Origin of the sequence: Bordetella genomosp. 8, assembly GCF_002119685.1 — a bacterium.
Lineage (GTDB): Bacteria > Pseudomonadota > Gammaproteobacteria > Burkholderiales > Burkholderiaceae_B > Bordetella_C.
Window position 1 is genome coordinate 2,113,694 of record NZ_CP021108.1, and the last position, 23,125, is coordinate 2,136,818.

Annotated in this window: 19 protein-coding genes; 8 read left to right on the plus strand and 11 right to left on the minus strand. The window is 65.3% G+C overall.

The window, feature by feature from the left end; translation table 11 throughout:
* On the minus strand, positions 1 to 1,677 hold the full coding sequence (locus CAL12_RS09740; RefSeq protein WP_157792937.1) for an ATP-binding protein: 1,677 nt from the start codon (positions 1,675 to 1,677) through the stop codon (positions 1 to 3).
* Between the two features lie 21 nt (positions 1,678 to 1,698).
* Entirely contained in the window at positions 1,699 to 2,442 is a 744-nt protein-coding gene (locus CAL12_RS09745; protein WP_232464761.1) for a response regulator transcription factor, read from the minus strand.
* 544 nt (positions 2,443 to 2,986) lie between these two features.
* Here CAL12_RS09745 and thrS point away from each other — a divergent pair.
* The 6 genes from thrS to ptsP all read left to right on the plus strand — a co-directional run bounded on the left by thrS (position 2,987) and on the right by ptsP (position 9,104).
* Positions 2,987 to 4,936, plus strand: a complete 1,950-nt coding sequence (gene thrS, locus CAL12_RS09750) for a threonine--tRNA ligase (RefSeq protein ID WP_086064303.1) — start codon at positions 2,987 to 2,989, stop codon at positions 4,934 to 4,936.
* Positions 4,937 to 4,956: 20 nt separating this feature from the next.
* A complete protein-coding gene (gene infC / locus CAL12_RS09755) occupies positions 4,957 to 5,505 on the plus strand; it encodes a translation initiation factor IF-3 (protein ID WP_086064304.1) in 549 nt (182 codons plus the stop codon).
* A 68-nt stretch (positions 5,506 to 5,573) separates the two neighbouring features.
* Complete coding sequence (gene gshB, locus CAL12_RS09760; protein WP_086064305.1) at positions 5,574 to 6,533, plus strand: glutathione synthase; 960 nt, start codon at positions 5,574 to 5,576, stop codon at positions 6,531 to 6,533.
* A 9-nt stretch (positions 6,534 to 6,542) separates the two neighbouring features.
* Entirely contained in the window at positions 6,543 to 6,941 is a 399-nt protein-coding gene (locus CAL12_RS09765) for a PTS sugar transporter subunit IIA (protein ID WP_086064306.1), read from the plus strand.
* 74 nt (positions 6,942 to 7,015) lie between these two features.
* Entirely contained in the window at positions 7,016 to 7,285 is a 270-nt protein-coding gene (locus tag CAL12_RS09770; RefSeq protein ID WP_086064307.1) for an HPr family phosphocarrier protein, read from the plus strand.
* 109 nt (positions 7,286 to 7,394) lie between these two features.
* Complete coding sequence (gene ptsP / locus CAL12_RS09775) at positions 7,395 to 9,104, plus strand: phosphoenolpyruvate--protein phosphotransferase (RefSeq protein ID WP_269768439.1); 1,710 nt, start codon at positions 7,395 to 7,397, stop codon at positions 9,102 to 9,104.
* Between the two features lie 16 nt (positions 9,105 to 9,120).
* Here ptsP and CAL12_RS09780 read toward each other — a convergent pair whose 3' ends face one another.
* The 3 genes from CAL12_RS09780 to CAL12_RS09790 form a co-directional block, all read right to left on the minus strand.
* Positions 9,121 to 10,863: a gamma-glutamyltransferase family protein gene (locus CAL12_RS09780; RefSeq protein ID WP_086064308.1), complete on the minus strand. Its 1,743-nt coding sequence runs from the start codon at positions 10,861 to 10,863 to the stop codon at positions 9,121 to 9,123.
* Between the two features lie 2 nt (positions 10,864 to 10,865).
* Positions 10,866 to 12,068, minus strand: coding sequence for an NAD(P)/FAD-dependent oxidoreductase (locus CAL12_RS09785; RefSeq protein ID WP_086064309.1), 1,203 nt, complete (start codon positions 12,066 to 12,068; stop codon positions 10,866 to 10,868).
* Between the two features lie 63 nt (positions 12,069 to 12,131).
* A complete protein-coding gene (locus CAL12_RS09790) occupies positions 12,132 to 13,112 on the minus strand; it encodes a Bug family tripartite tricarboxylate transporter substrate binding protein (protein WP_157792938.1) in 981 nt (326 codons plus the stop codon).
* Between the two features lie 155 nt (positions 13,113 to 13,267).
* On the opposite strand from CAL12_RS09790, the gene CAL12_RS09795 reads away from it, so the two are divergent.
* Positions 13,268 to 14,158, plus strand: coding sequence for a LysR family transcriptional regulator (locus CAL12_RS09795; RefSeq protein ID WP_157792940.1), 891 nt, complete (start codon positions 13,268 to 13,270; stop codon positions 14,156 to 14,158).
* A 28-nt stretch (positions 14,159 to 14,186) separates the two neighbouring features.
* On the opposite strand, the gene CAL12_RS09800 is transcribed toward CAL12_RS09795, so the two are convergent.
* Genes CAL12_RS09800 through CAL12_RS09820 form a run of 5 tightly spaced genes read right to left on the minus strand, consistent with a single transcriptional unit; the run spans position 14,187 to position 19,521 of the window.
* Entirely contained in the window at positions 14,187 to 15,164 is a 978-nt protein-coding gene (locus CAL12_RS09800) for an ABC transporter ATP-binding protein (RefSeq protein ID WP_086064312.1), read from the minus strand.
* A complete protein-coding gene (locus tag CAL12_RS09805) occupies positions 15,161 to 16,156 on the minus strand; it encodes an ABC transporter ATP-binding protein (protein WP_086064313.1) in 996 nt (331 codons plus the stop codon). The genes CAL12_RS09800 and CAL12_RS09805 overlap by 4 nt, the downstream gene beginning before the upstream one ends.
* A 1-nt stretch (position 16,157) precedes the next feature.
* On the minus strand, positions 16,158 to 17,066 hold the full coding sequence (locus tag CAL12_RS09810; RefSeq protein ID WP_086064314.1) for an ABC transporter permease: 909 nt from the start codon (positions 17,064 to 17,066) through the stop codon (positions 16,158 to 16,160).
* Between the two features lie 2 nt (positions 17,067 to 17,068).
* The gene (locus CAL12_RS09815; protein ID WP_086064315.1) at positions 17,069 to 17,986 is read right to left on the minus strand and encodes an ABC transporter permease; all 918 of its coding nucleotides are present in this window, start codon (positions 17,984 to 17,986) and stop codon (positions 17,069 to 17,071) included.
* Positions 17,987 to 18,018: 32 nt separating this feature from the next.
* Complete coding sequence (locus tag CAL12_RS09820) at positions 18,019 to 19,521, minus strand: ABC transporter substrate-binding protein (RefSeq protein WP_232464762.1); 1,503 nt, start codon at positions 19,519 to 19,521, stop codon at positions 18,019 to 18,021.
* A 344-nt stretch (positions 19,522 to 19,865) separates the two neighbouring features.
* Here CAL12_RS09820 and CAL12_RS09825 point away from each other — a divergent pair, with 344 nt between their 5' ends.
* A complete protein-coding gene (locus CAL12_RS09825) occupies positions 19,866 to 20,918 on the plus strand; it encodes a serine hydrolase domain-containing protein (protein WP_086064317.1) in 1,053 nt (350 codons plus the stop codon).
* A 15-nt stretch (positions 20,919 to 20,933) separates the two neighbouring features.
* Here the strand turns inward: CAL12_RS09825 and CAL12_RS09830 are convergent, their stop codons facing one another.
* The gene (locus CAL12_RS09830; protein WP_086064318.1) at positions 20,934 to 23,063 is read right to left on the minus strand and encodes an FUSC family protein; all 2,130 of its coding nucleotides are present in this window, start codon (positions 23,061 to 23,063) and stop codon (positions 20,934 to 20,936) included.
* Positions 23,064 to 23,125 lie beyond the last annotated feature (62 nt).

The window sequence follows — 23,125 nt, forward strand, 5'->3', positions numbered from 1 at the left end:
TCAGTCGTCGGACGCCGCCGGGGGCGCCGCCAGGTAGCCGGTGCGTTGCAGGGCTTCGCACAGCTTGGCGCGGGTGGTCGGCTTGGGTACGTAGTCGTCCATGCCGGCTGCCAGGCAGGCTCGCGCATCGGATTGGGTCGCATTGGCGCTGAAACCGATCAGCGTCGTGCGCGGCCACGCGTTGATCATCTCGTGGGTGCGGATACGCCGCGCCAGCTCGTAGCCATCCAGGCGCGGCATGTGGCAATCCACCAGCATGACGCGAGGCCGCTGCATGAGCCAGGCCGCGTAGCCGGCTTCGCCATCCTCCGCCGAGTGCGACGCCACGCCGAGCAGCGCGAGCTGCCTCACGGTGATGTCGCGGTTGATCTCGTTGTCTTCCACCAGCAGGACGTCGGCCGGCGGTTCCGGGGCGCATGAATCCGGCTCGACCGGGCGTGCATCCCGGGGAGTATGTGTTTCGCCGGGCGGTTGGAGGTCGACGGCATGGTGCACCTCTTGACGGTGCGGAAGGTCGCCGCCCGTGGGATTGGCAGTCGGTGCGGGGCCGCATATCGGCGACCACAGCGTTTCCAGCGTGCGCAGGAAGGGGTAGACCGAGTGCATGGGGCCCATGCGCTGCGTTGCCGTCGCCACCCAGAAACCATCGCCGCCATCCGTCAGCACGCGGATGTCCGCGGGTTGGCCGCAAGCCAGGACCTGGATGTCCAACTTGCGGCACCAGGCGCGCAGCATCGGCGTCATTGCCGGGTGGGTGACATGCAAGCTGGCGCTGCGTGTGGGATAGGTCGGCCAGGTGAACGCCTGGGTGTTCCAATGGACCGGTATCCGCACGCATGCGGACGTGCCGTGCCCGCGCCGGCTGCGTATGGTGATCGTGCCGCCCATGCGTTCCACCAGATGCTTGACGATGGACAGCCCCAGCCCGGTGCCGCCGTGGCGTCGTGTCGTCGAGGTGTCTTCCTGGTGAAACGGGGCGAACAGCCTGCGCTGGTATTCCTCAGACATGCCGGCGCCTGTGTCGCGGACGACGATTTCTATTTCATCGCCGCCGCCATGCGTCAATCGCCGCCGCGCCGAAAGCGTGACGGCGCCGCGGTCGGTGAATGCGATGGCGTTGCTGAGCAGGTTGGCCACCACCTGGCTGACACGGATCTCGTCACCGACCAGCCGCCGATCGAAATGCGGCATGATCGCCACGGTCAGCGTCAAGCCTTTACGGCGGGCCAATGGCAGGTAGAGTTCGGCCATGTTTTCCATGGCGCGGTAGAAATCGTAGGGCGCGTTGCACAGCGGCAGTGCGCCCGATTCGATCTTGGCGTAGTCCAGGGTGTCATTGATGACACGCAGCAGCAAGCGCGCGGACTGCATGGCCGTACCGAGATAGCGCTGCTGTTCGGCGCTAAGCGGTGTGTCTTGCAGGATATCCAGCACGCCGATGACGCCATTCATGGGCGTGCGGATCTCGTGGCTGACCGTGGCCAGGAAGGCCGATTTGGCGGAGTCCGCCGCTTCGGCCCTTTCCCTGGCAAGTATGGCCTCGGCGCGGGCTTTTTCAGCGGTGTGGCGCACGATGCGCATGCGCCGCTGGTTCCACAACAACATGCCGACGGCAAAAGACGTCAGCAGGATGCCCAAGACAGCCAGGACTATCGGGATGCTTCTATCCGGTATCACTGGCGAAAATCCATATTGAACTCAGTCGCCTATCGACTGTTCGAACTTCTCTTTCAGGTACAGGGCAAGCGCGAGATCGTCCGCCAGCTCCAGCTTTTTCATCGCGCGCCGCTTATGCGTGCTGATCGTCTTCTTGCTGCGCAGGAGCTTGGCGGCAATCTGCGTGACGGACAGGCCCAGCGCGATATTGCGCAGGATTTCCAGCTCGGCGTTGGTCAGGCGTTCTTCCGGCCGCTTGGGGCGGCAATCGCGCACGTGGCCGTCGCTGCACGAATAGAAAGCCCGCGGTGCGTTGACGGCAAGGCGGATCATGTCGGCCAGGAAGGGCAGGCGTTCGCCTTTGGGCACATAGCCGTTGGCCCCGGCCTTGAACGCGGCGTATTCGGTGTCCATGATCTTGCCGGCCGAGAAGGTGATGATGACCAGGTCCGGATGGAGCCGCCGTATGCGTTTGATGAAATGTATGCCTTCCCACGGCTGGCGCGGCAGGTAGAAGTCGACGATGACGACGTCGCAAGGCACTTTTTTCAGGCTGTCCAGGAAGCGTACCGCCGAAGTCTCGGTGTGCACGACTTCGAAGTCGGCCTGGTGCTGCAGGAATGACGCCATGCCCAGTGCAATGACCGGGTGGTCGTCCAGTACGGAGACGCGGATCCGGTGGCGCGGGCGTGAGGTCAGCAGATAGCGCCGCACGGAAGGTTCGCCGGAGATCAGCATTTGCGAGGCGGCGGGGGGCGGAGAGGGAAGGCTGGGAGCGAGGGGCATGCATTTCCTTGCTTGCAGAGCGCGCGCCGGCCGCAGGCGCGACGTGGCGGCTTGCCAGTGGATAAAAGCGGGACACTGGCGGCGGGTCGTTACGCAGTTTATGGAGGGCATTCCCATATCAGCCATTCCTTGGACGAAAATAGGACCGGCCTGAGGAGTGTGGATACAGTCGCTGTCATGCCGGTACAGGGTGCGCTGTCCGTAACCCATCGCCGGGTTTCGCTCCCAAACGGTGATACAATCGGAAAATTCCATGGTGGACTGCTCTGGCTGTCTGTCGATCCGATAGACCTTGGCGGCAGGAATCTGCTTCCGGGTCCACCTCGCCACGTACCGTTTGAATACGCATTGCCATGCACGCTCAGCAACCCGTCCCGGCAGCACGAACGCCGACGCGAACCGCGACCTCGAGTCGTCGCCTGTTTCCGCGTTGAACGCTGTTTCGTGATTGCCCCGCAGGACGGGATCGCAACACCAAGCCAAATCACCAAGAAAAACGCGGCCGAAAGCCGCGTTTTTTTACTTGTCACTCAGGAAAACTAAGATGGTACAAATCACCTTGCCCGACGGCTCCCGACGCGAATTCCCGGGCCCTGTCACGGTGGCCGAAGTCGCCCAGTCCATCGGTGCCGGGCTGGCGCGTGCCGCCCTGGGCGGCAAGGTGACCGTCGATGGTGAAGCGCCCAAGCTGGTGGACACCAGCTTCCGCATCGAACAGGACGCGCGCCTGGGCATCGTCACGGCGAAGGATCCGGAAGGCCTGGACCTGATCCGCCACTCCACCGCGCACCTGCTGGCCTACGCCGTGAAGAGCCTGTTTCCGGATGCCCAGGTCACCATCGGTCCTGTGATCGACAACGGCTTCTACTACGATTTCTCGTACAAGCGCCCCTTCACGCCGGAAGACCTGGAAGCCATCGAAAAGAAGATGGCGGAGCTTGCCAGGAAGGACGAGACCGTCACGCGCGAGGAATGGAAGCGCGACGACGCGGTTGCCTTCTTCAACGGCATCGGTGAAAAGTACAAGGCGGAGATCATCGCCTCGATTCCGTCGAACGAGAACATCAGCCTGTATCGCGAAGGCGATTTCATCGATCTGTGCCGGGGCCCGCACGTGCCGTCGACCGGCAAGCTCAAGGTGTTCAAGCTGATGAAGGTGGCCGGCGCCTATTGGCGCGGCGACAGCAAGAACGAAATGCTGCAGCGGATCTACGGCACCGCCTGGGCCAGCAAGGAAGAGCAGGACGCCTATCTGCACATGCTGGCGGAAGCGGAAAAGCGCGACCATCGGAAGATCGGCAAGGAGCTGGACCTGTTCCACTTCCAGGACGAGGCGCCCGGGTTGATCTTCTGGCACCCCAAGGGCTGGCAGCTGTGGCAGCAGGTCGAGCAGTACATGCGCGCCGTGTACCGCGACAACGGCTATGACGAGGTCAAGGCCCCGCAGATCCTGGACCTGTCCCTGTGGAAGAAGACCGGCCATTGGGACAACTACCGTGAAAACATGTTCACTACGGAGTCCGAGAACCGCGTGTACGGCCTGAAGCCTATGAATTGCCCGGGCCACGTGCAGATCTTCAACGCCGGGCTGCGCTCCTACCGGGACCTGCCCCTGCGCTATGGCGAATTCGGCCAGTGCCATCGCAACGAGCCGTCGGGCTCGCTGCACGGCATGATGCGGGTGCGCGGCTTCACCCAGGACGACGGGCATATCTTCTGCACGACGGATCAGATGCAGGACGAGTGCGCCGCGTTCACGGCCTTGCTGCAGAAGGTGTATCGCGATTTCGGCTTCGAGCAGGTGCTCTACAAGGTCGCGACGCGGCCCGAGAAGCGCATCGGCGACGACGCGACCTGGGATGCGGCGGAGCAGGCCCTGATGGACAGCCTGAAGCGCACCGGCTGCGAGTTCGAGATCTCCCCCGGCGAAGGCGCGTTCTATGGCCCCAAAATCGAGTACACGCTGAAGGACGCCATCGGGCGCCATTGGCAGTGCGGCACCTTGCAGGTGGATTTTTCCATGCCGGTGCGACTGGGCGCCGAGTATGTCGACGCGGACGACCAGCGCCGGCCGCCGGTCATGCTCCACCGTGCGATCCTGGGTTCGCTCGAGCGTTTCATCGGTATGCTGATCGAAAATCACGCCGGTGCGATGCCCGCCTGGCTGGCCCCGGTGCAAGCCGTCGTCTGCTGTATATCCGAACCATCCGCGGATTACGCCGCGCAAATCACGCAAACCCTGAAAAAACAAGGCTTTAGGGTGGAGTCCGATTTGCGTGGGGAAAAAATCACTTATAAAATTAGAGAGCACAGCCTGCAAAAGGTCCCGTACATCCTTGTCGTGGGCGACAAGGAAAGGGAAGCCGGGTCCGTTGCCGTCCGCGCGCGCGGTGGCCTCGATCTCGGCACGCTGGGGCTGGACGACTTTGTCGCCCGCCTCAAGGACGAAGTCACGCAACGGCGTGATATCGGCCGCCCTGAGCAGGTTTCGTAAACGTTTTAGGAGTTGTCAACATCGCCACTGAAAAAGCCAACCGCATCAACGGTGAAATTCGTGTTCCCGAGGTGCGCCTGATAGGTCTGGACGGGGAACAGCTCGGTATCCAGAAGATTGCCGATGCATTCCGTCTGGCCGAACAAGCCGACGTCGACCTGGTGGAAATCGCGCCCAACGCCGAACCGCCGGTCTGCCGCCTGATGGATTACGGCAAGTTCAAGTACCAGGAACAGAAGCGCCAGGCGGAAGCCCGTTCCAAGCAGAAGGTCATCCAGGTCAAGGAAGTCAAGTTCCGCCCGGCGACCGACGAAGGCGATTACCAGGTCAAGCTGCGTAACCTGCGGCGTTTCCTTGAAGAAGGCGACAAGGCCAAGGTCACGCTGCGCTTCCGCGGACGCGAAATGGCGCACCAGGAATTGGGCATGCGGGTACTTGAGCGAGTGCGCGACGACCTGACCGAATTGGCCTTGGTGGAATCCATGCCCAAGCTGGAAGGTCGCCAGATGATCATGGTGTTGGCGCCGCGCAAGAAAGCGACGCAGGGTAAGGAAGCGGCGGGCGCCTGAAGGCCAGCCAGTCCGTCGTCAACACGCCGCCCTCCCGACGGAGGGCGGCGCACGTTCCGGGTGTCGCGATGCATGTTCTTTTCATTATCGATCCCTTGCCGCTGCTGAAGGCGTACAAGGATAGTTCCGTCGCCATGATGCGCAGCCTGGTGGCGCGCGGCCATACCTTGAGCGTGGCCCTGCAAGGCGATCTGTATATCGACGAAGGCCGGGTGCTGGTGAAGTCCACGCCGATTTCGCTGGTGCCGGACGCGGACCTGCACGCACATGATTGGTGGCGTGACACGGGCACCGCGGTGGAGCAGCCCTTGTCCGCCTTCGGTAGCGTCCTGATGCGCAAGGACCCGCCCTTCGACATGGAATACGTGTACGCCACGCACCTGCTGGAGTATGCGCAAGCGCAGGGCGCCAAGGTCTACAACCACGGCGCCGCCATCCGCAACCATCCGGAAAAGCTGGTCATCACGGAGTTCTCGGAATTCACGGCACCCACGCTGGTGACGCGCGACATGGCGCGCATCAAGGCCTTCCACGCGCGGCACCACGACGTCATCGTCAAACCGCTGGACGGCATGGGCGGCACTGGCATTTTCCGTCTGCGCCAGGAAGAGCCCAACTTGAACGCCATACTGGAAACGCTGACGCACGACGGCAGCCGGACCATCATGGCGCAGCGTTATATCCCGGACATCGTCAAAGGCGACAAGCGCGTATTGATCATAGGCGGCGAACCGGTGCCGTACGCCTTGGCGCGTATCCCCCTTGCCGGCGAGACGCGCGGCAATCTGGCCGCCGGCGGCCGCGGCGTGGCGCAGCCTTTGTCCGATCGCGATCGCCAGCTGGCGTCGGCGATAGGCCCGCGCCTGGCCGCGCGCGGTCTGCTCCTGGTGGGCCTGGATGTGATCGGCGACTACATCACCGAAGTCAATGTGACCAGCCCGACCTGCTTTGTCGAGATCACGGAACAAACCGGCTTCGATGTGCCCGGCATGTTCGTCGAAGCGCTGGAACGCGCTGTCGCGGCCTGAGCGTACCCCATGACTGGCATCGTTATCGTCGTACACACGCCGCTGGGCTCGGCGATGATGGACTGCGCCAGCCATGTGATGGGCAGCATCAAGGAAGTCGCCGTGCACGACATCCAGGCGGACGACATGCCCGATGCCAAGATACCCGGCGTAGTGGCCGATATCCTGCGCCTGGGGCAGGATGGCAACGGGGTGCTGGTGCTGACCGATCTGGTGGGGGCGACACCGGCGAACATCGCCAAGCGGGCGGTGCTGGAAGCACAGGCGCAGGGCGTCCAGTGTGCGGTGCTGGCCGGCCTGAATACGCCGATGCTGCTGAGGGCCTTGACCTATCGCGCCCTGCCGCTGGCGGAAACCCGCGAAAAGGCCTTGGCTGGGGGAGTACAAGGGGTCTTGCGTGTAGACTGAGCGGAAATTTATCCTATCATGTCACCTGGTACCTTCAGCCCTATCGCCAGCGGTTCCGCGCCCGACTTCCCCCTATGCCTATCTCCGAAATCACGATCAGCAATAAACTCGGCCTGCATGCGCGCGCAGCGGCGAAGCTCACGCAGCTGGCCAGCAAGTTCAACAGCGATATCTTCATCTCGCGCGGCGCGCAGCGTGTGAACGCAAAGAGCATCATGGGCGTCATGATGCTGGCGGCCGGCCTGGGCGTGACGGTAAAGCTGGATGCATCGGGTCCGGATGCGGAAAACGCGCTGAAGGAAATCGAATCCCTGTTCGACAGCAAATTCGGTGAGCTCGAATAAATCGATCATCGCGCAAGCCTTGCCTGAACCCGCGCGTGCGCAGGTTCGCCAGGCCGCTGCCGTCGTCCAGGGCAGCAGCGACGCCGGATCGCCCAACGCGGTCATCTGCCTGTATGGGCAGGGCGTGGCACGCGGTTATGCCATCGGCCGGGCAGTGGTCATGGGCGCGGCGGCACTGGAAGTCGCGCACTATCGGATAGCGCCGGAACTGGTACAGGCCGAATGCGAGCGCCTGACCGCCGCGCTGGAGGCCGCGCAGGCCGACCTGCTGCAGATGGCGGACACGTTGCCCGACGATGCGCCGCGCGAACTGGGCGCCATGCTGAATGTGCACCGTTTGCTGCTGGGCGATCCGCTGCTGGCGGAGCAGGCGCTGCTGTTGATCAAGGAGCGCCACTACAACGCGGAATGGGCCTTGACCACGCAAGGCCAGTTGCTGGGCGAGCAGTTCGACGCGATGGAAGACGAATACCTGCGCGAACGCGGCGCCGATGTGCGCCAGGTGATCGAGCGGGTATTGCACGTATTGGCTGGCACGTCGGGCATACGCGATCCCGGCGAGCTGGACGGCGACGATCCGCTGGTCGTGGTCGCGCACGATATCTCACCCGCCGACATGCTGCGCCTGCGCGGCGGCCGCTTCCTGGCCTTCGTCACGGACCTGGGCGGAGCGACTTCCCACACCGCGATCGTGGCGCGCAGCATGGGCGTGCCGGCGGTGGTGGCGCTGGGCAACGTGCGCGAGCTGGTGCGCGACGGCGACATGCTGATCGTGGACGGCGCGACCGGCGCGGTGATCGTGAATCCGTCGCCCATCGTGCTGGACGAATACCGCGATCGGCAGCGCGCTTTTGCCAGCGAACGGGCGGAACTCGCGCTGTTGCGCGATGAGCCTTCCATCACCCTGGACGGCATCGGCATCGTGCTGCATGCCAATATCGAATTACCCGAGGAAGCGGAGGCCGCGCTGGCGGCCGGCGCGGACGGCATCGGCCTGTTCCGCAGCGAATTCCTGTTCATGGGGCGTGGCACCGACCTCCCGGGCGAAGAAGAGCAGTACCAGGCTTATTCGTCCGTGCTCAAGGTCATGGCGGGACGACCCGTCACCATCCGCACGCTGGACATCGGCGCGGACAAGGCCCTGGATGACGAGGCCACGGTCGCCACCAACCCCGCGCTGGGCCTGCGCGCGATCCGCTATTGCCTGGCGCATCCCGAAATGTTCGGGACGCAACTGCGCGCCATCCTGCGGGCGTCCGCCCATGGGCCGGTGCGGCTGCTGATTCCCATGATCGCGCACATGCACGAGGTCGAGGCCACCCGGATGGCGCTGGACGCGGCGCGGCGCGAGCTGGACGCGCGTGGGCAGCCGTATGCCGCCCATATCGAATTGGGCGCGATGGTGGAGGTGCCCGCCATCGCGATCGCCATCGAACCTTTTGCCCAGGCTCTGGATTTCCTGTCCATCGGCACCAACGACCTGATCCAGTACACCCTGGCGATCGATCGCGGCGACGGGATGGTCGCGCCTTTGTACGATCCGCTGCATCCCGCCGTGCTCCGGCTGGTGGCGCATACGATCAACGCTGGCGAGCGTGCCGGCAAGCCCGTGGCGGTGTGCGGCGAGATGGCTGGCGATGCCAACATGACCCGCCTGCTGCTGGGCCTGGGCCTGACGGAATTCTCCATGCATTCCCAGCAACTGCTGGATGTGAAGCGAGAAGTGCGCCGTGCGCATTCGAATGCCTTGCGCGTCAAGCTGGCCGCGGCTTTGAACCGGGCCTTGCCCGTCGATCTGGCGACGTTGAACCAGGTGTGAGCCCGGTCCAGGCGCGTCACCACCCCATGGCATAGGCCGTGCGCCGCGGATCGGCGCCGGCGGCGCGCGGCCCGTATTCCGTATCCACGCAGATCGCACACAACGCACCCGCGCTGGCGATGAAGTCCGGCCACTTGGTGACCTGGTGTCCCTTGGCCGCCAGCTCCGCCAGCGTCGACTCGGGGATGCGGCCCTCCGCGCACAGGTGGCCTGGCGTGTAATTGTGAGGATGCTGGCTGGCCGGGAAATTGAAGGTGGCCACACGCGGCTGCTCGATGGCTGCCTGCACGTCCATTTTGTAGTCCACGACATTCAGGATGAGCTGGGCCATCGCCTGCGGCTGGACGTCCAGGCCGGGTGTGCCGAACGTCATCGCCAGCTTGCCATCCTTGAGCATCAGGGCGGGGCTGGGCGTCAGGCGCGGCCGCTTGCCCGGCTGCAATGACGAAGGATGCCTGGGATCCAGCCAGCTTTGGAAGCCGCGCGGCGACAGCACCACGCCGACGCCGGGCACCACCGGGGTGTAGCGCACGCCATCGCTGGGCGTGGCGGAAAAGCCATTGCCTTCCCGATCGACCACGCAACAGTAGCTGGTGTCGGATCCCAAGGGACCCGGTTGCGGCGCGGGCGGCTGGTAGCCCGCGCGGCCCGTCTTGCCTTCGTACGCCCACGGGTCGCCGGGTGCCGGCATGTCCTTCCAGGCCGACTCCAGCGAAATCCGCTCGACCCACTGCCTGGCGTAATCCTTGTTGAGCAGGCCGTCGATGGGAACGTCGACGAAGTCCGGATCTCCGTAGTAAGCGTGCCGGTCCGCGAAGCTGGCCTTCAGCGCCTCGATGATCACATGCAGGCTCTTGGCCGAGTTATGGCCATAGGAGGCCAGGTCGTAGTTCTCCAGGATATTGAGCGCCTGCGGCAGTACGGGACCCTGGCACCACGGTCCACAGGCGAAGACCTCGTAGCCGCGGTATGTCGTCTTGACCGGCGGCTCCACGCGTACGGAAAATTCGGCCAGGTCGTCATAGTCGAGGAAGCCGCCTTGTTCCTGCGAAAAGCGCGCCATTTTTTCGGCCAGATCGCCTTTGTAGAACACGTCGCGCGCGGCCATGATCGCCGCCGCGCGGTCGCATCCCCGCGCCGCGGCCTCGCGTTCGGCGTCCATCAATACCCGCAGCGTGCCCGCCAAGGTCGGTTGGCGCACCATGTCGCCGGTCTGGTAGGGCGTGCCGTCCGGCCGGACATACTCCCTGGAAGTGGGCCATTGCATGAGATTGGCGTGGATGCCCGTCAGCATGTGGGTGAACAGGCGGCTGGCCGGGAAACCTTCCGAAGCCAGCTGGAGCGCGGGCTCCAGCACCTGGCCCAGGGTCATGGTGCCGTAGCGCGCAAGGGCCGTGAGCCAGGCGTCGCAGGCCGACGGCGTGATCGCGTTCTTCACGCCCAGGGGAATCTCGCCCTTGAGTTCGTCGCGGAAGTATTCCAGGCTGGCTTTCTTCGGCCAGCGGCCCAGGCCCGAAATGGTGACGACTTCGCGGGTTTTCGCCAGATAGATGATGATGGGGGCCACCCCGCCCAGATTGGTCAGGTCAGGCTGCGTGACGTTGATGCAGACGCCCGCGGCCACCCCGGCGTCGACGGCATTGCCGCCCATTTGCAGGATACGCATGCCGGCCTGCGTGGCCAGGTAGTGGCCGGCGGAGACGGCATAGTTCGCCGAGGTGATGACGGGACGAAACGTTGGGGTGACGAAAGTTGCCATGATTACACCTGGGGACGATTGATGAGGGCATCTGCCAACCGCCGGGCCGTGTTGACGGACCCGGTCAGGCCGAGGTGGCCATGCCCGACGGCCAGCCAGAGGCCGGCGTGCCCGGGCGCGGGTCCGACCACCGGCACGGAATCCGGCATGCACGGCCGATGTCCCATCCAATGTTGCGGCTGCACGCCCGCCAACTGCGGAAAAATCTCCAACGCCAGCCGTTCCAGCACGGCCGCGCGGCGCGCGGTCGGAGGAGCATCGAGACCGGCGATTTCCACGGTGCCGCCGATCCGCAGGCCGTCCATCATGGGCGCCATGAAAACCTTCTTGTCCGCCAGCACCACCGTGCGCGAGATCAGCGCGGACTGGCCCGGGTACTGGACGTGATAGCCCCGCTGGCTTTCGAGCCGCAGCGTGATGCCCAGCGTGCCCAACAGGCGCGGCGCCCAAGCCCCTGCCGCAACGACGACTTCGTCGCACTCGATCGGGGCGCTGTCATTCATCACCGTCCAACCGCCCGCCGATGGTTTCACCGTCCGTACATTCGCCCGCAGCAGCTCGCCGCCGCGCTCGACGAAGGCCCGCACGATCGCCTGCACGTAGCGCAAGGGATCCAGCACGGTAGCGTGATCTGGAATGAGGACGGCGGACCGATACCTGGCGGGAAGTCCGGACTCCAGCGCCTCGATACCGGCGCGGTCGAGATAGTCCAGCCGCTGCCCGTGCGAGCTGCGCAGCGCCCAGGTGGCCTTGTCCTTGGCGCGGGCCTCATCGTCGGGATAGAGAAACAGGTGTCCTTTCTGCTGCAACAGATGCGGCACGCCGACCTCCTGCGCCAGCGCGGCATGCGCGGCGTAGCTGCCCTGGTACAGCTCGTGCAGCCGGTCGGCGTTGGTTTGCACGACTTGCGGCTTGGCCGAGGCCAGGAAGCGCCACAGCCATGGGAGCGCACGCGGCAGGTAACCGGGGGCCAAGGCCAAGGGGCTGTCACGGTCCGTCAACATCGACGGCAGGGTCGAGACGATGCCGGGCATCGCCAGGGGCGCGATCGAACTTTCGCTGATGGCGCCCAGATTGCCGTAGCTGCATGCACGGCCGGGTTCGTCCCGGTCGATCAACACGACTCTCGCACCGCGCTTGACCAGCGCAAAGGCGATGCACGCACCCACGATTCCGGCACCGATCACGGCGACCTGCTTGGTCATGCTATTGCGTCTCCATCAATTGTCGTTCCCATCGATTTCCCGTTCTGGTTCCTGCTGCCTTTCCTACTGCTTTTCCATATGCGCGGCGACGCGCAGCTTGTCGAAACGCTCGATATCGGCCCGGATCAATTTCTCATAGCTGGCCGGCGTTTCGTGCATCGGTATCGAACCCACATCGGCCAGTTTCTTCATTACGTCGGGCGAGGACAAGGCGTCATTGATCGCCTTGTTCAGCTTGGCGACAACATCGGCCGGTACGCCCGCTGGCGCGATCACGCCCACCCAGTCCGCCACCTCATACCCCGGCAGGCCGGAAGTGGTGATGGCCGGCACCTCTGGCAGCAGCGGCATGGGTTTCGTGCTGCCCACGCCCAAGGCCCGCAACTGCCCGCTCTTGATCAGCGGAACGTAAGCCGTGACCGAATCGATCGACGACAAGACCTCGCCGGAGAGCAGATCGCGCAGGGCCTCGCCCGTGCCCTTGTAGGGGACATACGTCACATCGGTGCCGGCCAGGGTATTGAACATCAGCCCGGCGAAATGCGCGGAGGATCCCGGCCCGCCCGACGCCATGGTCAGTCCAGGATGGCTCTTCACGTACGCGATGAACTCCTTGACGTCATGCACCGGCAAGGAAGGATTGACCACCAGCACCTTGGGCGTACGGGCGACGGGGGCGACCGCACGGAAATCCTTCAGCGTGTCGTAGGGGAGCTTGTTGTAGATGGCCGCATTGATGGCATGCGAGGTTGACGCAAACAGCAAGGTGTAGCCGTCCGCGGGCGCCTTGGCCACGGCCACGGATGCGACGGTCCCGCCGGCGCCGGCGCGATTCTCGACCACGACGGACTGTCCCAGCCGCGCCGTCAATTGCTCCGCGGTCAGGCGCGCCATCATATCGGTATTGCCGCCGGGGGCGAAGCCCACGACCAGGCGGATGGCATGCGTGGGGTATCCCTGCGCGGCGGCGGGGGAGTGATAGGCGCTTGCGATGCCGACAACCAAACAGGCAAGCAAAGCGCGCGCACCATGGTTCGCGTTCATGATTTCCCTTGATCTGTTGTAGCTAGCGTCCACGTGTGTCGTGGCGGCCCCTGTTCGTGGTGGCGCAATTAGGTTAGCCTCCGGCATACCCGGGGTCCAATCGTTTTTAGTTCTGGTTCCATAAGCGTATTGGATACCCCAGCGCCTTGGATACCATGCTCAATATCCGACAACTCAGGGCTTTCGCGGCCGTCATGCTGGCTGGTTCGGTAACCGGCGCAGCGACGCGCCTGCGCATATCGCAACCCGCGATCAGCGCGCTGATCGCGGGCCTGGAGCGCGACCTGGGCTTCAACCTGTTCGTACGCGACCGCAACCGGTTGCAGGCCACCAGCGAAGCGGCCCTGTTCTACCGTTCAGTATCGGCAGTGCTCGAACGCCTGGACGGATTGGAACGCCTTGCGACGGACATCCGCCACGCTGACGAAGGGACGCTGCGTATCGCCGCGCTGCCCATGCTGGCGCTTGAATTCCTGCCCAAGGTGGCGGCCGGGTTTCTCGCGCGGCATCCCAATGTCAGGATGATCCTGCAAGCGCACAGCTCGCCCACCGTCGCCAGCCTGATGGCCATGCAGCAGTTCGACCTTGGTTTTTCCGAGTCGGCCTATGACGAGGGATGGATCAACGCCCAGCGCCTGCGGGTGCGCTGCGTGTGCGTGCTGCCCGTCGGCCATCCTTTGGCGTCCCGCGCAGTCGTGACGCCCGCCGATCTGGATGACCTGCCCATCGTGACGGCACCGGCGGATCATGCGCGCACCCGGCATCTGGCGGAAGTGTTCCAGGCCTGCGGCGCGCGCTTGAACATACGGGTCGAGACGCCGCTGTTCGCGTCCATGTGCGCCTTTGTGTCGCAGGGTGCCGGGTATGCGCTGGTGGATGCCATCACCGCTGGCGGTGCCCATGGCGCCGGCCTGGTGACCCGGCCATTCGAACCGCCCTTCTACAACGACTTCGCCGTGCTGTATCCCGCCAGCAAGCCCGTATCCCGCATCGCCGATGCCTTCATGCTGGAGGTGATGGCGGCACTCGCGGAGTTCGCGGGATAGCGGGAGCGCCATCGCGTCCGAGCCGGCGCTACTCCTGGGCGGCAGCTGGCTCGTCCACGCCTTCGGGATAAAGATGGCAGGCGATGCGCGCTTCCCGGTGCGCCAGCAATGCCGGTCTTTCCTGTGAGCAGCGCGGCATCGCATGCCTGCAACGCGGGTGGAAAGGACAGCCCGGCGGTGGATTGACCGGATCCGGGAACGACAGGCCCAGGCCCATGTCAGGGATGCCCAGGCCGGGTTCCGGCGTCAGCACGGATGCCAGCAAGGCCTGGGTGTACGGATGGCGCGGCTCGCGGAAGATACGTGCCGCCGGACCCGATTCCACGATCCTGCCCAGATACATGACCGCGACTTCGGTGGCGATATGTTCGACGACGGCGAGGTTGTGGCTGATGAAGACGTAGGTCAGGTTGAACTCGCTGCGCAGGTCCATGAGCAGGTTCATGATCTGGGCCTGGACCGATACATCGAGCGCCGACGTGGGCTCGTCGCAGATGACGACTTCCGGTTGCATCACCAGGGCGCGTGCGATCGCCACACGCTGCCGCTGCCCGCCGGATAGCTGGCCCGGGGTGTTGCGGGCCAGGCGCGCGGGCAGCCCGACGCGCTCCAGCATGTCCATGGCCTTGCGCTGCCGGGGGTTGTCGATTCCGTGCACTTCCAGCGGCAGGGATACGATGGATGCGATGGAGCGGCGCGGATTCAAGGACGAATAGGGATCCTGGAACACCGGCTGCACACGACGCGCCAACTGCCGGCGAGGCATCTCGCGGATGTCGCTGCCGTCCAGGCGGATCGTGCCGCCACTGGGCGCGGTCAGGCCGAGCAACATGCGGGCCAGCGTGGATTTGCCGCAACCCGATTCACCGACGATGCCCAGCACGCCGCCACGCGGCACGGCCAGGTCTACGCCGTTGACGGCGTGCAGCGTGCGCTTGGGCTTGAACATGCCGGCCCGCACGGAAAAGCTGCGGGCAAGGGCCTGGGCCTGGATGAGTGGCGTCATGGCGCGACGAGGGCATCTTCGGCCTGGCGGATGCAGCGCCAGGCATGTTGATCGAGATGGCGGACGGGTATGTGATGGGCACAGGCCGCTTCCGCCCAGGGACAGCGATCGCGGAAAGCGCAGCCCGTCAGCTCGCCGGTGAGCGCGGGTACCACGCCCGGGATCGTGCCCAGGTGCTGGCCCGGCGCGCTGCGGCCGGGCACGGGAATACAGGCCAGCAGGCCCTGCGTATAGGGGTGGCGGGGCTGCTCGAAAATCGCCGCCACCGGTCCTTCCTCCACGATCTGGCCGGCGTACATGACGGCGACCCGGCTGGCGATGCGCGCCACCACGCCCAGGTCGTGCGTGATCAGGACCAGGGCGATGCCCAGTTCCGCCTGCAGGTCGGCCAGCAACCGCAGTATCTGCGCCTGGATGGTGACGTCCAGCGCGGTGCTGGGCTCGTCGGCGATGAGCAGTTCCGGCCCGCACATCAGCGCCATGGCGATCATGACGCGCTGGCGCAGGCCGCCGGACAACTGGTGCGGGTATTGGCCCAGGCGGCCGCCCGCCGACGCGATGCCCACGCGCTCCAGCAGCTCGACGGCGCGCTCGCGGGCTTGTGCCGCGCCGGCGCGGCGGTGGTACATGTAGTGCTCGGTCAACTGGTCGCCGATGGTGTACGCGGGATTCAGCGCCGTCATGGGCTCCTGGAAAATCATCGCCATCCTGTCGCCGCGCAAGGCGTTCAGGCGCCGGCTCGGCAGGGCGGCGATGTCCTGGCCAAGGACCGCCAGGCGGCGGGCGCGACGGCGTGCGGCCTTGGGCAGCAGGCCCATGATGGCCAGCGACGTCATCGATTTGCCGCAGCCCGATTCGCCCACCAGGCACAAGGTGTCGCCGCGGGCGACCTGGAAGGAAACGTCGCGTACCGCGTGCAGCGGCCCGCGCTGCGTATCGATATCGACGTGCAGGCCCTGCACGTCCAGCACGATATCGGCATGGGTCGCCATGTCAGCTCCTTTCGCCGGGCGCCAGCAACTGGTGCAGGCCGTCGCCAGCCAGGTTGATGGCGAAGATCAGCACCGCCAGCGCGGTACCGGGAATGGCGATCAGCCAGAAGGAGAAGAACATATAGGCCTTGGCTTCCGAAATCATCAGTCCCCACGACGGCGTCGGCGGCTGCACGCCCAGGCCGAGAAAGGACAGTGCCGCTTCCAGCAGGATGGCGCTGGCGGCTTCCAGCGTGGCGATGACGATCAGGTGCGGCATGACGTTGGGCAGGACTTCCCCACGCACGATGCGCCAGGTGGAAGCGCCTGCCGCCTGCGCCGCGGCGATGTATTCCAGCGAGCGGACCTGCTGCGTCGCGCTGCGCATGACGACGGCGAAGCGATCCCACTTGAGCAGGCCCAGCACCAGGATGACGACCCATAGCGACCCGCCGAGGATGGCCACCGTGGCCAGCGCGACCAGGATGACCGGCATCGACAGGCGGGTGGAAATCAGGAAGGACACCACCATGTCGACCTTGCCGCCGAAATAGCCGGCCGCCATGCCGATGGAAGTGCCGATCACGCCCGATATGCCGGCCACGCAAAGGCCGATCAGCAACGAAATGCGGGCGCCATAGAACAATCGCGACAGGTAATCGCGGCCCAGTGGGTCCGTGCCGAAGGGGTGCGTCCACGAGCCTTTGGGGTACCAGGCCGGCGGGATGTTGCGCGCCGCCAGGTTCTGCGCGTACGGGTCGTGGGGTGAAATCCACGGCGCCAGCAAGGCGATCAGGACGATGGCCAGCAGGATGCCGCCACCGGTCAGCAGCGCGGCGTTGCCACGCAGGCGCCGCCGGGGCATCGATGCCGGCGTGCCGTCGGCGGCGGGCGCCGGCTGGGCGGCGATGGGAAGCGTAGGCGCGGCCATGGTCAGGAAACCCGCATGCGCGGATCCAGCCACGCGTTCGCGACGTCGGCCGCCAGCGTCAGCAGGACGTAGATGACCGACAACAGCAGCACGATCAGCTGCATGACGGGAAAGTCCTTGAAGGTGATGCTTTGGTACGCCAGGTAGCCCAGGCCGTCGAGCGCGAAAATGGTTTCGATGACGACGGAGCCGCCCAGCAGATAGCCTAGTTGGACAGCGGCCAGCGCGACGACGGGCACGATGGCATTGCGCAGGGCGTGCTTGAAGATGACCTTGCCGGCCGGCAGGCCCTTGGCCCTGGCGGTGCGGATGTAGTCCGCGTCCAGGACTTCGATCATGCCCGCGCGGATCAGCCGCATGAAGGCCGGCGCGACGTAGTAGCCCAGCGCGATGGACGGCATGACGAAGTGCTGCCACGTGCCGCTGCCCGACACCGGCAGTACCCGCAGGGTCAGGGAGAACAGCATGATCAGCAGCAGCGCGAAGAAGAAATTCGGCAGCGCCTGGCCCAGCACCGCCAAGGCCAGGCACAGGCGATCGACCGGGCCGTGCCTGTACAGGGCGGCCAGTACGCCGAACGGCACCGAGATCAGCAGGGCCACGCTCAGCGAATACAGGCCCAGCAGCAGCGTGGTGCCGAGCTTGGACAGGATCAGCGGCCCCGCGTCGGTCTTGAAGTACACCGATGTGCCGAAATGGCCGCGCAGCACATCCCAGAGCCAACTGGCGTATTGCACGACGATGGGCCGGTCCAGCCCGTAGGCCTTGCGGATCATGTCGATGTCGGCCTGCCGCGCGCCTTCGCCGGCCAGCGCGACGGCCGGGTCGCCCGACAGATGCAGAAGCATGAAAGCCAGGACGGAAACCGTCAGCGCCACCAGCATGGCCAGTCCCAGTCGACGGATCGTGAAGCCGAGCATGTCGTTTCCTCAGTCTGTTCGTCGGCTGCGGCCTATTTCCAGCTCATCTCCCAGAAGCGCACCAGCTCATCGGGATAGGGCTTGAAGTTCAGCTCCTGGCTGGCGACGTAGTAGACCGGCAGCGACCAGAGCGGCACCGCATAGGCCTGGCTGGAGATCCGCGCCAGGGCTTCCTGGTAGGTGGCGTCGCGCTTGGCCGGATCGATGGTGCGGTCGGCCTCGTCCAGCCATTGCTTGACCTTCTCGTCGCGATTGATGTCGTCGGAGCCGAAGGCGAAATACACGGGTGTCGAGGCGGATGCGTCGTTCACCAGGTTCGAGCCCCAGGTCTGGTGCGTCAGCGACGCCTTGCCGGCACGGATCATGTCGCGCATCGCGGCGTACTGCAGGAAATTCAACTTGGCGCGGATCCCCACCGCGCGCAGGTAGTTGATGATGGCTTCCGTCTGGTTGCGTTCGCGATAGGCCACGATGTCGATGTCGAAGCCATTGGGATAGCCGGCCTCGGCGAGCAGTTTCTTCGCTTGCGCGGGGTCGTAGTTGTAGATGGTCGCGCCCTTGTCGGTGCAGCCCACCTGCGACGGCGTGCATATGGTGTTCAGGATTTTCGCGTCCCCGCCGACGATGTTCTTGATGATGGCCTCGCGGTCGATGGAAAGGGCGATGGCCTTGCGCACCCTTTCGTCCTTCAGCTGCGGGGCGGGCGTGTTGGGCAGCGTGTTCATCTGCATGAAGACGATGCGCATCGTGTTGCCGCTGACGGCCTGCAGATTGGGCATGCTGCCCAACTGCTCGGCCTGGTCCTTGGGCACGCTCATGATGAAATCTTCCTGCCCCGAGATCACTTCCGCCATCTGCGTCTGGCGGTCGGGTATGAAGCGGATGACCACCTTGCCGATCTTGGGCTGCTGCTTGGGCGAGTCCTTGAAATAGTCGGCGTTGCGCTCCAGCGTGATGGATTTCCCCGGCTGGTAGTCGGTCACCTTGTAGGGACCGGTCCCCACCGGCTTGGCGTTCATGCCGGCCGGGCCGACCTGCTTGTAATACACGGCGGGATGGATGGCGACCGTGGTGGACAGGTATTCCTTGGCGGCCGGGAAGGGCTCCTTGGTATGGATGCGGACGGTGTACTGGTCGACCTTTTCGACGCGGTCTATCCATTGCACGTTCTGCTGCGTCGTTGCCTTGTTGCGCGGGTCCGCGACGAAGTTCAGCGTGTAGACGACCGAATCGGCGTCAAAGGGTTCGCCGTTGTGGAACTTGATGCCCTTGCGCAGCTTGAATTCCAGCGTCTTGTCGTCGGTCTGCTTCCAGCTTTCGGCCAACTGGCCCTTGTACTCGTTGGTCAGGGGATCGCGGTACAGCAGGGTGTCCCACACATTGGCCGCGATGATGACACCCACGCGGACATTGTTGAAATACGGATCGACGCTTTCCGGAGCCTGGTCGTAGGCCATGCGCAGCGTGTCGTCCTTCTTGTTCGCCCAGGCCGGCGCGGCCAGGCACAACGCGATGGCGGCGGCGAATGCGGCCATCGGGCGCACCACCGTTGCGACGGACAATGCGGATGGCGGGACAAGGGGAACAGCGCGACGATCAGCCATATGGGCTCCTGTGTGGACCTGCGAGGGGTACGACAAGGTGCTGCGGTGATACCGGCGGCGGTGATAACGGGCCGCTGCATGGGGAATGCCCTAAAGCACTGGCATTGCGCGATGGGATAGAGTGATGCGGCCGCGGCGGCGGGGGATCGCCGCGGCGTTATCGGGGTGGCGCATGTCGGCTGTCTTTGTATAACAGAGCTTACGTTCGCCCCATCCATGTTTTCCCTGAACGGGCAAGGCCTGCCTTGCTTCGACTATCACTACCGGACATCTTCATGAACAACGCGCTCATGCAACAAGCCATCCAGTTCGCCGACGAACACGAATCCGCGTGGGATCGTTCGGTGGATGGCGTATGGGGCGTGCACCAGAAGGATCCTCCGCCGTGGAACCGGCTGCTCGGGCCCGTGCATGACCGTGGTCCGGTTTCGGGCACGGTCGTCGTCGACGGCAAGACCCTGGCGTCATGGGGCGAGCCACGGCGGGCGGACCTGACCTTCAGCGTGGCCAAGATGTACCTGGCCATCCTTGCCGGCGTGGCCTACGACCGTGGCCTGCTGGTCGACCTGGACGAGACCGTGCGCACGCGTGTACCGGGCATCGGCTTCGATGAAGGGCAGAACGCGGACATCACCTGGCGCCAGCTCTTGCAGCAGACCAGCGAATGGGAAGGCGAGCGCTTCGGCTTGCCGGACCAGGTGGACCGTTATCGCGCGGTGACCTTCGGCGATCCGCCGGACGGCAAGAAGGGCGATCCGCGACCCTTGCGCAAACCGGGCACCTATTGGGAATACAACGATGTGCGGATCAACCAGCTGTCGTTTGCCCTGCTGCACCTGTTCCGCCGCCCGTTGCCGGAAGTGTTCCGCGAAGCGATTACGCGGCCGATCGGCGCAAGTGAAGACTGGCAATGGGTGGGCTACGACAATGCCTGGGTCGAGATAGACGGCAAGCGCATGCAATCGGTGCCGGGCGGCTCGCATTGGGGCGGCGGCATGTCGATCAGCAGCGTGGACCAGGCCTTGATCGGCCAGATGCTGCTGAACGACGGCAAGGCCAATGGCAAACAGGTCCTGTCGGCGGAATGGATAAAGGCCATGCGCACCCCGTGCGCGATCGCGCCGTACTACGGTTTCCTGGTCTGGTTGAACCACGAAGGGCGCGTGTTCCCCAGCGTGCCGGCGTCCAGCTTCTTCGGCGTGGGTGCGGGCAGTTCGTTTACCTGGATAGAGCCGGAGCGCCGCCTGGTGGCGGTGGTGCGCTGGCTGGATTCCGCCTATGCCGATGCCTTCTTCGGCAAGGTGCTGCAGGCGGTGGACGCGGCATAGGCGCGCCGCCGGCCGCTATGTGCCGGCCCGGTCCGCGCGGATCCGCCCCGGGCTGGACGCCAGGCGGGCATTGGCACGCTGCATGGAACGCACGGCGCCAAGCAGGAGCGACAGGACCGGGAAGCCTTGTGCTTCCGGGCAGGCGTCCATTGCCTGTGCTCGGGTCTCCTGCTTGTCGTCCGGATGGTTCGCGGGAATTGCGCCGTCCAATGCCCCGGCCACCAGCGCCGCACCCTGGCGGTAACCGGCCGGTAGCGCCGCGCCTCGGGTCGACCGCCGCCATTGGCCCAGCGCCGCCAAGGCGGCGACCATGGCGTTGCAGGCCGTCAGCCACATACCGATTTCGGCGCTGGAGCGCTGTTGCGCGTGCGGCTCCTGCAGCATGCGCTGGTGTGCGGCGGTCAGCGTGCGAACGCTGACCAGTGCCTGGCGCCGCGCCACCCGGTAATGCGACATCTCGAAGTCGCTGGCGAAGACGGCGGCGGCATAGTCGCGGCATGCCAGCCGGGCGGCCGCCAGCTTGGCGTCGATGCCCTGGCGTTCCCATGCGGGTAGCAGGAAAGCGCCGACGGCTCCGATGGCGCCGCCGATCAGGGTATCCATGCCGCGCTGTTCGATCATGGACCAGCCCGGCACCAGCAGGTGGTAAAGCAGCAATACTGCGATGGTGCCGAAGAAGACGCTGGGAAGGTAGGTGGCCGGGCGCGCCAGCGCGAAGCAGGCGCCATAGCTGACGACGATCAGGGTCGCCACGAGCCACGGGGCCCGCATGCCCAGCCACAGCAGGACGGCCGTGCCCAGGCAACCCAGCAGCGTGCCGGCGATGCGTTGCCGGCTGCGCTGCTGGTTGGCGCCGAACGTGGGGCTCATGACGATCATGATGGTCAGGATGACCCAGGTGCTGTGGCCGCCTACCCATTTGGCCACCAGCGTGCCTGCCGCGATCGCGGCCGTCAGCCGCAGCGCGTAGCGCAGTGCGGACGGTGATGTGCGTATTGCCTGCCATGGCGTGGGTGGTTTCCCGGACTCGCGCCAGGTACGCAGCGCGAGATCGATGTCCCGGCTGGTGTCTGCGCTGTTCTCCGCGTTGTTCTCAGCGTTGTTCGGATCAGCGCCCCGGACGCTGTCCGTCGCCGGTCGCCGTGCGCCGGCGTTGGCGTCGCGTGCCAACTCAGCCATGATCCCGGCCAGCACGTCCAGGCGCGCCTTGAATGCATGCACGGCGCCGGCATTCGCGCCCGGAGGCGCCACGGGTTCGGCCAGCACGTAGCGCGGCACCAGGGCTTCGATCCAACGCGCCATGTCCAGGATGGCGTCGTGCACGCGTCGCGCCGTCGCTCCTTCGGCGCCTCCCGTGCGCAATGCCGTGAAGTCGTCATACAGCGCCATCGAGACGTCGTGGATATCGACCGAGCTGGTGAGCATGTTGAACAGATGCAGCCGCCGCCCGTTGCGGGCCGGGTCGGCGGCCAGGTCGCCCAACACCACATCGCGCGCGACCTGCTGCGCGTCGATCGCCGTCGACTGCGCGTCCGCCAATCGCCGCCGGCATTGGTCCAGCGGTACGCCGGGAACGAAGCATTCCGCGCGCCGTCGCAGGTGCGTGGCGGCAGCCATCAGGGATTCGCCCACCGCGCGGCGTGCGATCTGCTGCGGGAGCAGCGCGCACAGCGCCGTACTGAAGGCGGTGTACCAGAGGCCGCCGCACACCATCCATCCCAGGAAGGGCCACAACGGCCCGCCGGCATCGCGTTGCGCCAGCATCAGGTCCACGCCGATCAGCGCGCACAGCCCGATCAGCGTGCCCGGCGTGCCGTAGGCCGTGGCCAGCCCCGCGCAGAAGGCGATAACCAGCAGCATGAGCCAGGCAGGCAGGGGATAGTTCATTACCACCGTGATGGCCGCGGCCGCCAGCGCGAGTACCAGCGTCGCCCCCAGCATGCGTCTCGGCTTCTTGCGGAACGCTTCCGGAATATCCACGAGCGATACGCAGAACGCGCCCAGGGCCAGTCCCAGGGCCAGGTCTACGTCGTCGAAGATCAGTACGCCATAGCCCCCCGGCAGCATGACGCCCAGCAGCGTGCGCAAGGCGGTGAACGCATGCTGGCTGTAGATGAACCGTAGAAGGACCTGGGCGTCGGGCATGGAACACCGGCGGGCGCGGACATGGGCGGGAAGCCAAATGTACCGCGCGTTTTCCACGCCTG